This is a genomic window from Vibrio sp. 3-2(1), from assembly GCF_963887575.1.
GTDB lineage: Bacteria > Pseudomonadota > Gammaproteobacteria > Enterobacterales > Vibrionaceae > Vibrio > Vibrio anguillarum.
This window is the reverse complement of sequence record NZ_CAWPGB010000044.1, coordinates 57843-69376: the sequence shown is the minus strand read 5'-3', so window position 1 is coordinate 69376 and position 11534 is coordinate 57843. Positions and strand designations below refer to the sequence as shown.

Annotated in this window: 10 protein-coding genes; 7 read left to right on the top strand and 3 right to left on the bottom strand. The window is 42.6% G+C overall.

The annotated features are described in order from the left end of the window. The first annotated feature begins 38 nt into the window (after positions 1 to 38). Genes AACQ79_RS13415 through AACQ79_RS13400 form a run of 4 tightly spaced genes read left to right on the top strand, consistent with a single transcriptional unit; the run spans position 39 to position 5580 of the window. Entirely contained in the window at positions 39 to 1856 is a 1818-nt protein-coding gene (locus AACQ79_RS13415; protein ID WP_170899212.1) for an extracellular solute-binding protein, read from the top strand. Between the two features lie 9 nt (positions 1857 to 1865). Then, complete coding sequence (locus AACQ79_RS13410; RefSeq protein ID WP_013867858.1) at positions 1866 to 2951, top strand: microcin C ABC transporter permease YejB; 1086 nt, start codon at positions 1866 to 1868, stop codon at positions 2949 to 2951. Further along, complete coding sequence (locus AACQ79_RS13405) at positions 2948 to 3991, top strand: ABC transporter permease (RefSeq protein WP_017046433.1); 1044 nt, start codon at positions 2948 to 2950, stop codon at positions 3989 to 3991. Before AACQ79_RS13410 ends, AACQ79_RS13405 begins: the two co-directional genes overlap by 4 nt. Continuing rightward, entirely contained in the window at positions 3988 to 5580 is a 1593-nt protein-coding gene (locus tag AACQ79_RS13400) for an ABC transporter ATP-binding protein (protein ID WP_096037100.1), read from the top strand. Before AACQ79_RS13405 ends, AACQ79_RS13400 begins: the two co-directional genes overlap by 4 nt. A gap of 116 nt (positions 5581 to 5696) precedes the next feature. Here AACQ79_RS13400 and AACQ79_RS13395 read toward each other — a convergent pair whose 3' ends face one another. After that, positions 5697 to 6488 (bottom strand): EAL domain-containing protein, encoded by a 792-nt coding sequence (locus AACQ79_RS13395; RefSeq protein WP_094163402.1) that lies wholly within the window; start codon positions 6486 to 6488, stop codon positions 5697 to 5699. Positions 6489 to 6766: 278 nt separating this feature from the next. Next, entirely contained in the window at positions 6767 to 7402 is a 636-nt protein-coding gene (locus AACQ79_RS13390; RefSeq protein WP_026029124.1) for a hypothetical protein, read from the bottom strand. Between the two features lie 341 nt (positions 7403 to 7743). Here AACQ79_RS13390 and AACQ79_RS13385 point away from each other — a divergent pair, with 341 nt between their 5' ends. Together AACQ79_RS13385 and AACQ79_RS13380 are read left to right on the top strand one after the other, a co-directional pair. Then, a complete protein-coding gene (locus tag AACQ79_RS13385) occupies positions 7744 to 8283 on the top strand; it encodes a cytochrome b (protein WP_017047204.1) in 540 nt (179 codons plus the stop codon). Continuing rightward, positions 8280 to 8849 carry a YceI family protein gene (locus AACQ79_RS13380; RefSeq protein WP_013867851.1) on the top strand — a complete coding sequence of 190 codons (570 nt, stop codon included), beginning with the start codon at positions 8280 to 8282 and terminating at the stop codon, positions 8847 to 8849. The genes AACQ79_RS13385 and AACQ79_RS13380 overlap by 4 nt, the downstream gene beginning before the upstream one ends. Positions 8850 to 8945: 96 nt before the next feature. Here the strand turns inward: AACQ79_RS13380 and AACQ79_RS13375 are convergent, their stop codons facing one another. After that, positions 8946 to 10718, bottom strand: coding sequence for a methyl-accepting chemotaxis protein (locus tag AACQ79_RS13375; protein WP_029189765.1), 1773 nt, complete (start codon positions 10716 to 10718; stop codon positions 8946 to 8948). Between the two features lie 194 nt (positions 10719 to 10912). Between AACQ79_RS13375 and AACQ79_RS13370 the strand changes: the two genes are divergently transcribed. After that, on the top strand, positions 10913 to 11518 hold the full coding sequence (locus AACQ79_RS13370; RefSeq protein ID WP_013867849.1) for a beta-phosphoglucomutase family hydrolase: 606 nt from the start codon (positions 10913 to 10915) through the stop codon (positions 11516 to 11518). Positions 11519 to 11534: the final 16 nt, after the last annotated feature.

Genomic DNA, 11534 nt, shown 5'->3' with positions numbered 1-11534 from the left:
ATGGAATGTCGCGAAGTTATCAATGGAAGGATTCTAGTATGAGAAAAATTAAGCCTACGCTGTTAGGTGTGACTGTGCTGCTGATGAGTGCTTTGGCGACTGCGGATGTTGTAGAAACCACAACATTATCCGGCGTTGGGCAAGCCAAATATCCCGCCAATTTTTCTCATTTCGATTATGTTAATCCAAGCGCGCCTAAGTACGGAAAAGTAACTTATGGCGAGGTGGGTACTTACGACAATTTTAACCGCTTTGCTTCCCGAGGCGCTCCGGCGGCAGGCAGTGGTGAGCTTTATGATTCACTGATGTTTGCGCCCAGCGACGAAATTGATACCTATTATCCATTGATTGCTTCTAAAGTTCGTTATTCTGATGACTATTCGTGGCTAGAACTAGATATCAACCCGAACGCACGTTTTCAAGACGGTAAACCGATCACCGCGCAAGATGTTGAGTTTACGTTCAACAAGTTCATGACAGAAGGAGTGCCTCAATATCGACTGTTTTACAAAGCGGTTAAATCGGTAACGGCGATCCATCCTTTAACGGTTCGTATTGAGATGTCAGAACCTAATAGAGAAAAGCTTTTTAGTTTGGCTCAATCAACTCAAGTGTTGCCTAAGCACTATTGGCAGGATAAAAACTTAGCAGAACCATTAAATGAACCGCCAGTCGGCAGCGGTCCTTACAAAGTCGTACGTTATCAAACTGGGCAGAGTGTCACTTATGAGTTGCAGAAAGATTATTGGGCTGCCAACTTACCAGTCAACATTGGGCGGCATAATTTCAAGCAGATCCAATACGACTATTACCGCGACGATACCGTAATGCTTGAGGCATTTAAAGCTGGGGAATTTGATATTCGCCAAGAGAGTTCGGCGAAGTTTTGGGCCAGCTCATACACTGGATTGAACTTTGATAAAGGATTCATCAAGAAAGAAGCGATCGCGCATAATAGCCCAGCTTCAACCCAAGGTTTTGTATTTAATATTCAACGAGAAGTGTTTAGTGATCCGAAAGTGCGCGAGGCTTTGACCTATGCGATGGATTTTGAATGGATGAACAAAAATATGTTCTACGATCAATATTCGCGAACGCGTAGCTATTTTCAAAACACAGAGTATGAAGCGAAAGGTCTTCCCTCTACTGATGAACTCACTATTCTTACACCACTAAAAGATAAGATCCCAGAACGTGTTTTTACCCAAAAATACCAACCACCAGTGACGGATGGGTCTGGTCGTATTCGTCAACAACTACGAGTCGCTTTTCAATTGCTCAAAGAGGCGGGGTGGGAGCTGAAAGATAAAGTGATGACCCATAAAGAAACGGGTAAAGCGTTTGAGTTTGAGTTATTGATCTACAGTCCGACCACGGAACGCATTGCTATTCCTTTGCAAAAAAATCTAAAACAGCTTGGTATCGAGATGAAGATTCGCTCAGTGGATACCACACAATATCTTAAGCGTTTGCGCGATAGAGATTTTGACATGCTTTCGTCGGCCTATGCGGCGAATCCTTACCCAAGTCCTAACTTGTTGATTATCTGGAATTCAAACTACATCGATTCCACGTACAATCGTGCTGGAGTGGCAGACCCAGTTGTCGACTTCCTCACTGAACAAATTGCCGCCAATCAAGAGCATCCAGAAAAATTATTGCCTTTAGGCCGAGCATTAGATCGCGTTCTACAATGGAATTTTTATCTGATCCCACAGTGGTATCTGAGCCAATATCGTATCGCAACTTGGGACAAATTCGAGCGCCCTAGCGTGATGCCAAAATATGATATTGGTCTTGATACTTGGTGGGTTTCGGAGCTGAAAGCGCAATTGCTACCAGAAAAACGCCGTTAAGAGGATGCAATGACTGCTTATATTTTCCGCAGATTGCTGCTCGTTGTGCCCACGCTGTGGGCGATTATTACCATTAATTTTTTTATCATCCAAATTGCCCCTGGAGGCCCAGTTGAGCAAGCGATTGCACAAATGGAAGGGCATGGTGACGGAATTATGGAGCGATTTACTGGAGGCGGCCAAGAGGTGGATATGTCGCTGTCGGCTAACACTGGAGGATATAAAGGTTCCCGAGGTTTAGACCCCGAGGTAGTCGAAGCGATAAAAAAACAGTTTGGTTTCGATAAGCCTCTTCATGTCCGTTATTTTGAAATGCTAAAAAATTACGCAACCTTTAATTTTGGTGACAGCTTATTCAAAGGAGGCAATGTTATTGATTTGATCACTGAGCGTTTACCCGTTTCGATCTCTTTAGGGCTGTGGAGTACGCTGATCATCTACCTTATCTCCATTCCTCTCGGAATTTTAAAAGCCATTCACCATGGCTCAAGGTTTGATGTATGGTCAAGCGCAGTGGTTATCATCGGTTACGCTATTCCGGGCTTCTTGTTTGCGATTATTTTGATCATTATTTTTGCCAGTGGAAATTATTTCAGCTGGTTCCCACTGCGTGGTTTAGTATCAAATAATTTTGCTGATCTGACTTGGTATCAACAAATTGGCGACTATTTTTGGCATTTGGCTTTGCCCATCTTTGCAATGGTGATCGGTGGGTTTGCCACTTTGAGTATGCTAACGAAAAACTCATTTCTTGATGAGATCAACAAACAGTATGTGGTGACGGCTCGAGCAAAAGGACTGGATGAAGGACGTATTCTTTATCAGCACGTTTTTCGTAATGCGATGCTGATTATTATTGCCGGTTTTCCGAGTGCTTTTATCAGCATATTTTTCACCGGTTCGATGCTGATTGAAGTGATGTTTTCACTGGAAGGTATAGGGCTACTTGGTTTTGAATCGACCATTCAACGGGATTATCCTGTAGTGTTTAGTTCTTTATACATCATGACGTTACTTGGATTAGTCCTCAGCATCATTTCCGATTTGACCTATATTTGGGTTGATCCTCGAATCGACTTTGAGGCTCGTTCATGATGGTAAAAAAAAGGCTGTCCAACCCATTAAACGTATTGCGCTGGCACGGTTTTAAGTCCAATCGGCGCGGTTTTTATTCACTATGGTTGTTTACGCTTTTATTTGTGGTGAGCCTATTTGCTGAGCTGATTGCAAATGATAAACCCCTTTTGGTTGAGTACGATCAGCAGTGGTTTTTCCCCACCTTTCAACAATATGCAGAAACTCGTTTTGGTGGTGAGTTTGAAACCGAAGCGGATTATACCGATCCTTACGTCATCGATCTGATTGAACAAAAAGGCTTTATTGTTTGGCCATTGATCCCATTTAGTTACGACACCATCAACTTTAATATCAATAATGCAGTGCCGTCAGCGCCAGATTCAGTGAACTGGCTTGGTACTGATGATAAAGGGCGCGATGTGCTGGCTCGTATTATTTACGGGTTTCGTATTTCGGTTTTGTTTGGCTTTGTATTAACACTCGTCTCGTCAGTGATAGGCGTTATCGTTGGTGCCACTCAAGGTTATTATGGCGGTTGGCTTGATTTACTTGGGCAACGTTTTATTGAAGTTTGGTCAGGGATGCCAACGCTTTTTCTGCTGATCATTTTATCGAGTTTCGTCGAACCGAATTTTTGGTGGTTGCTTGGTATTATGGTGCTTTTTAGTTGGATGAGTTTAGTGGGCGTGGTGAGAGCGGAGTTTTTACGCTGTCGTAATTTTGATTATGTGCGGGCTGCGCAAGCGATGGGTGTGAGTGATCGCCGCATTATGCTTCGCCACATGCTACCTAACGCGATGGTGGCTTCTTTAACCATGATGCCCTTTATTCTTTCAGGCTCAGTTACGACTTTAACATCCTTAGATTTTCTCGGTTTTGGCTTGCCAGTCGGATCGCCCTCTTTGGGCGAATTATTGGCGCAAGGGAAAGCCAATTTACAAGCTCCATGGTTAGGTATTTCAGCATTTGTGGTGCTCTCGTTAATGCTGACATTATTGGTCTTTATCGGCGAAGCTGTACGCGATGCCTTTGACCCGCATTCGACAGGGAGAAGATGATGAGTAAAACCGTACTCTCTATCCAAAATCTTTCGGTCGGGTTTGGTCAAAAAAACAATATTGAACCTGTGATTAAAGCGGTGTCACTTTCTCTCTCCGCAGGGGAAACTTTAGCGTTGGTGGGGGAAAGTGGTTCTGGTAAATCAGTGACGGCGAATGCCATTTTGAAGTTGTTACCGAAAAGTGCTGCCCACTATTTGCAAGGGGAGATCTTTTTTGATGGTATCAATACGTTGAACTGTAGCGAGAGGCAATTAAGAGGTATACGAGGTGGGCGGATTGGTATGATTTTCCAAGAGCCAATGGTCTCACTCAACCCTCTGCACAAAGTTGGTAAACAGTTAATCGAAGTTGTGGAGATTCATCGAGGACTAAGAGGCAGCAAAGCACGTCAGTTGGCCATTGCATGGTTAGAAAAAGTGGGTATTCGATCGCCAGAAATTAAGATTAATGCTTATCCACATGAACTTTCTGGGGGAGAACGCCAGCGAGTCATGATTGCGATGGCTTTGATCAATGAGCCTGAATTACTGATTGCTGATGAGCCAACCACGGCACTGGATGTTTCTGTGCAGGCGCAAATATTAGATCTACTTAAAAACCTGCAACAAGAACTGGGTATGGCCATGTTGTTCATTACTCATGATCTCAGTATTGTTAAGCGTATCGCTGATCGCGTTGCAGTGATGCAAAATGGGCAAGTGATCGAGGTGAATGATGCCAAAACGCTGTTCTCATCCCCCTCTCACTCTTATACCAAAAAATTGATTGAATCCGATCCTCGAGGTTTGCCCGTTGACGTAAACCCTGACAACCCAATTCTAGTGCAGCTTCAGCATCTCAAAGTCTGGTTTCCCATCACTGGCGGCTTATTCAAGCGCACGGTCTCGCATATTAAAGCTGTCACCGACATGCAGTTTAAGCTTAAAAGAGGACATTCATTAGGAATTGTTGGCGAGAGCGGTTCGGGTAAATCGACCACTGGTATGGCGATACTAAAATTAGTCCATTCGGAAGGCTCTATTTGTTACGACAATAATGAGCTGCAAGGGTTAGATAGGAAAGCTATGTTACCTTATCGCAGCAAGATGCAAGTCGTTTTTCAAGATCCATTTTCAGCACTGAATCCGAGAATGTCGGTGGCGCAGATTATTGGTGAAGGGTTAGAGGTTCATAGCCGTTATGATCGACAAACTGTTGAACGAATGATTTGTGATGTGATGCGAGAAGTTGAACTCGACCCGGCCACTCGCTACCGTTATCCCAATGAGTTTTCAGGTGGGCAACGACAACGTATCGCGATTGCTCGGGCATTGGTGCTTAAACCTGAGTTCATTTTACTTGATGAACCAACTTCTTCTTTAGATCGTACGATTCAAGCCCAAGTGTTGGATCTGCTTAAATCGCTGCAACAAAAATATGGGTTAACGTACTTGTTCATTAGCCATGATTTACATGTGGTGAAATCATTATGCCATTACACTATGGTGATGAAACAAGGTGAAGTCGTTGAGCAAGGGGAAACGCAACAGCTGTTTCTCAATCCTCAGCACCCTTATACCCAAGAGCTTATTTCCTTTTCTTATTAAACATCACGCTATGTCATACAGTTAAATAACCTGATGTTGTCGCTAGGAAAACAGTGAGTGAACCTTGAAAGTAGCAGTAAAGTTGGGGTGCTACGCGCATGTAAAGAATATCGCGATTAAATGGCCATCTTAATGGCTGGTACTATCGCTTCCGGCATAGCTAAAAAATAGCCTTGAAACATATCAATATCGAGTTTTTGCATTGCTTCGAGTTGCGCTTGGGTTTCGATGCCTTCTACAACGGTATTGGAACCATTCTGTTTCGCAAGGGTAATGCCATCCATAAGTGGGTCACAATCACCTTGCATATATTTGAGTAATAAGCTTCGATCAAATTTGATGATATCAGGCGTCACCAAATGAACCCGTTGTGGTGTTGAGGCTTGAGTACCAAAATCATCAATGGCAATTTTAAAACCATTTGCAGCCAGACTTTGCGTTGCGCATTGCAGCTTGCTTTCATTTTCTGAATCGATTTCAATCAATTCCATGACCAGTTGATTATGTTCTATATGCAGTTCTTTGAGGCGATCGCATAGCAATGCTTTGTTGATGTCGCTGATGGCAAACAATTCACCTGCGACAGGCAGTAAGTTTAGAAATAATTGGCATTGACGATATTCGGAAAGGGCATAGTTTCGGATGTGGATAACTCGGCTGAGTCTTTCTACGTTAAGTTTGTCGATGGGATTAATAGTGTCGGAATGGAAAAAACAATCGGGGCGAATGGTCGTGCTGCCATTGGCGGTTATTCTCACTAGGGCTTCAACGCCCACAATACGGTTATCCCGCGAGAATATCGGCTGGAAAACGCTTCGCAGCACAAGATGTTGGTAATGAGCAATAAACTGGCCATCGGAATCCAGAGACATGCATTTTGAAAACTGAGTTTTGTTAGTTAAAAGCATACAATTTTCGACATCCTAATCATTAATTTTTGCTTGAAGCATCCGAGCGCCAATATGCCATGCCATATTATTGACTCACCTTGACCTTTGTCAATTGTACCTTTGGCTAAGATGAAAATTTGTGGGTTGTCAAAACAGCGTCACAAATATTGAATTATTTAGTGAATGTGATGTGGCAGGCTCAATTGATTGAGTGTGTGCTAAATCAGAAGACAGCCCAATGAAGAGGGTAATATAAAATCTAGAACTTGGAAGAAAATGAGGGCGGTTTGTTTACGTTACGCCCATTGTAATACGGCATATAATTGAATGTACTTTCGGACTAGTTGCTGGTTTTTAGAGCGTTTTAAAGGATGGCTAAATTTAATATAACAAGGGCTAATTTGAAAACGGTTCTCTAAAGATTGAGTTAGCAATGAGTCACTTTCATACAGCGTGATACCTTGTGCGAGGTATTGATCTATTTCATCGGGTAATTGCCCTGTCCACCAATGAAGTAACTCGCGACTTTTTTGGCTACGACTGATCCAGTGATCGGTCAGTAATAACAATAAATCATTCGGTTGAATCGCGTAAGCGTACTCATATTTCCACTGCGCAATGTCTTGCATCAACTTTTCTCGACAGGTTTTACCAGCACTGACCATATGGTGAGTCAGGATCCATACTGTTCCTGCATCACTGCTCACTCGGTAATGGTGTGGCATGTCTCGCTGAGGGATTGATTCAATAACAGAATAGTGGCATGGGTGTCCAAATTCACTGAGTGTACGAGCCAACCTGCGAGCAAAAGCCAGCCCTAAGTGATGTTCACTCATTCCTTGGTTGTGTATGGTGGGGTAGTGCTTTTCACAAAGTTTTAGGCAGTCAGCTTGAAATTCGTTGACGCTTTGCGTGAGTATGTCCAGTAGCAACTCGTTGTTCTCCTTTAATAAAGCCAAGCAAGATTACCACAGTTATCAACAAGCACGAGCAGCAAATGGCGAGTTCTTGATCTTTCACACTATTCTTCTAATACGAGCATTCTACAGGTGTTAAACCCTTATGATTTGAAGCTACCGTTGTTTCAAGTTGTTTGAGCCTAAGTCGTGGTTATCTATATCCACAATAAGTTCCTTCAGTTTTTTCGAATAACTCAATCAATACTAAAGTATGTCCACAATGTAAAGTATGGTAAATACTGTGTTAATAATTTAGGCTAGAATATAGATTCAATTCACTTTGTTGCTGTTTCACTTGCTGGTTTAGAAAATTTATGACAACTGAAGTTAAAAATTACAACTTAGTCACGCGTCTTATCCATTGGTTATCCGCACTCGTTATCATCGGTATGTTTGGTGCTGGGATCTGGATGGTTGAGTTAACCTATTACAGTCAATGGTATAACACCGCGCCACATTGGCATAAATCTGTCGGTTTGTTGCTGCTCGCGGTCACCCTGTTCCGCATACTATGGAAGTTGGTGAGTGTCTCTCCTGCCATTGGTGGCGGCCACTATGAGCGCATTGCGGCTAAAGCGGCGCACGGATTAATGTATTTATTATTGATGACGCTGTTTGTATCAGGCTATTTGATCTCAACAGAAGATGGCCGAGGGATTGATGTTTTCAATTGGTTTACTGTACCAAGTATGGGCTTGTTGTTTGAAGGACAAGCCGATCTCTCTGGTACGGTTCACTTTTACGCAGCTTGGACGCTGATTATTTTAGCAGGCGTGCACGCTGTTGCCGCACTCAAGCACCATTTTATTGATAAAGACGATACGCTACGAAAAATGATAGGAGCTTCTAAATGAAGAAAACGTTACTTGCTACTGGATTGGCTTTCGCAACACTCATGCCACTAGGTGCAAACGCTGCTGACTATGTTATAGATACCAAAGGTGCGCATGCTTCAATTAACTTTAAAGTCAGCCATCTTGGTTATAGCTTTACCAAGGGCCGCTTTAACAAGTTTGATGGTGAGTTTTCCTACGATCCTAACGACCTTGCAAGCTCAAAAGTGAAAGTTAATGTGGATACTCGCAGCTTGGACAGTAACCATGCTGAACGTGATAAACATATTCGTAGTGCTGATTTCATTGATGCATCAAAATATTCACAAGCCACGTTTACCAGTACTCAAGTGGTTGATAAAGGGAATGGTAAACTAGAAGTGCTCGGTGATCTTACCCTGCATGGTCAAACCAAACCCATTACTATTGATGCAGAATTTATTGGTGCAGGTAAAGACCCATGGGGTGGCCAACGCGCTGGTTTTTCGGGGACAACACGTATCGAACTCGCGGATTTCAATATTGCAGTAATGGGCGCTTCAAGCTACGTCGATATGGAACTCTATGTTGAAGGAATACAAAAGTAATCCACATCTTGTTATGCTTTAAGCAAACATGAATAAAAGGGTCTAACTCTAGACCCTTTTCACTAACTCTCGCTATATTTTATCTCTATACATTGGCTAACTGACGGATTTCTGAGTCTGGAATTCGGCGACCGCGTTGTCCATGTCGTTTGCTTGTTTGGAAACGATATCGACTTCAATCAAACACTGTTTAGCTGAGTGCATATTATTATCAGAGATAGAGTTAAGTTCGGTGATCGATTCACTGACTTGGTTCATCACAATGCCTTGTTCTTCAATTGCAGAGGCGATTCGCTCAGAGTTACTTTGTATCATTTCCATGTCAGAGAGAATCTGACGTAAACTATTATCCAGTTCTCCTGAAGCCGTTAGCGTCGCATGGCCTTGAGTATTGCATTGTGCAATATCAGTGACAACGGTGCTCATTTGGCTTTGAATTGCAGAAACGACATTGGTGATCTCTTCCGTTGACTGATGCGTGCGGCTGGCAAGTGCGCGGACTTCATCGGCGACCACAGCAAAGCCTCTGCCTTGTTCTCCGGCGCGAGCGGCTTCAATCGCGGCATTTAATGCCAGTAAATTGGTCTGCTCTGCGATACCTTGAATGATGTTAACAGCACCGCCAATTTGTTCGACATGCTTGTTCAATGAGGCGATGGATATTTGACTTTTTTCCAATGTTCGTGAGAGTTCATCGACATTTTTTACCGTTGATTCCACCACCAAACGCCCTTGCTGAGCATTGTGCGCGGCTTTGTGTACACCTTCTACCGCTACACTAGTACTTTCTGAAATTTCGCTGATGGTGGACACCATTTCTTGAACGGCCGTTGCCATTGTCGTGGTGTGGTCAGCCTGAACGTGAAACTGTTCAATCACATCTTCTAATTCGTTATGCATACTTGATGTACTGTTCGATAGCTGGTGAGACTTTGTTTGAGAGCCAGCGATAAGAGTTTCGAACTTATCGAGTAAGATATTAAAGTAAGTTGCGATCGATACCAGCTCGTTGCGGCCAGTCAGCTCAACACGCAAACTGATGTTGTTGCTGTTTGAAATCATTTGCATCACTGACAACAACTTACTCACTTGCACGTTAATGGAGCGCGCTATTTGGAGAATAAAGCCAAGGATTAGCACGATCACTAACGCACTGAGCCCTTGCTTCACATAGTTAAGTTCTTGCTCAATACTTGTAATCTCTTTATTTAACACTTCAGAAAAGGTGACAAACTGTTGTTCAACATTATGAGAAAGGTTACGTACTTCACCAAGTAGCCCTTGATTATATTTCAAACCAATCACTTTTTTCTGATCGGCAAGCTGTTGGGCGGCCTGTGCTAATGCCGGAAAACGGTTAGTCACTGTGCTGTTTTGCAGCTCTCCAACCTGCACGCTTTGATCAAACGCCATCAGCTCTAAAAGTAATGCATCATCAGCATTAGGTTTTATGGTTTCCAATGCTTGTAAGTAAGTGGCTAAAAGGCCGGATTTTTCATTTAATCCGTATAGGCTATAAGCCTGCACCAATTTTTCAAAACCTTGTTTATAAGCCAAAAGATCTTGTCGGAGTTGGCTACTAGAGGGGAGATCTCGATCTAACAGGATGAGGGAAAGTTGCTGTTCCAGATCTAAAAAAAGAGTGCTGTTTTTTTTAAAGGTTTCAAGGTATTTCACGTCGCTTCGCAGAAGAAAATCTTTCTCATTGCGCCGCAAATTGAGCAGTCTAATTTCAAGTTTATCGACTAAGTTAATGGCTTGATTGAGCGTTTCGGTGGTTTGGGAAAAATGTGTGGTAGTGGCTAACATTACCAGAACCCCGATAACCGCAATAGCACCCAGTGAATATAATTTTTGTTTGATACTCATGAGATTATACACCTAAGTAAAATGACAATAATTGATGAAAATGTAATTATTAGTATGTTTAATTAGAATGTTAGGATTAAATGAAGCGTATATCAATGAACGCAAAAATATAAATTACATTCATTATCGTGACACAATATTGGAACTTTTATTTTGTTGATTCCCATAGAATTTGTTAGAGGCGCTCTGTAAACATGATTGAATTAGAAAATTACCAAGGACTTATTTTTGATATGGATGGTACGTTGCTTGACACCATGCCAGCGCATTTAGAGGCTTGGTCAAAAACAGCGCGACATTTTCGTTTCCCATTCTCAGAACAGTGGTTGCACAGTTTAGGTGGCATGCCTAGCGCTAAAATCGTTTCACAAATCAATAAGCTGCACGATCTCAAATTGGTGCCAGAGCTGGTCGCTCAATTTAAAATGGCGGCATTTTCTTCTATCGAAAATAGTGGCGAGGTAATTTCTTGTACTCATGAAGTTGTTGAGCAGTTTTATGGTAAAAAGAAGCTTGCGGTTGGGACAGGAAGCCAAAGGCAAAGTGCACTCGCATTGCTTAAAAAGTCTGGGCTATTAAATCGCTTTGATGCTGTAGTAACGGCGTCTGATGTTGAAAACCATAAACCGAATCCAGATACATTTTTGCGTGCAGCCTTTTTATTAGATCTCGAACCTAAGCATTGTGTGGTGTTTGAAGATACTCATTTGGGTAAACAAGCCGCTCACGCTGGAGGAATGGATTGTGTGATGGTAGAGGAAGGAAAACTGGTGTTTTATCCAGTCCCTTCTCAAGAATAGAGCCGCGTAATGCGGC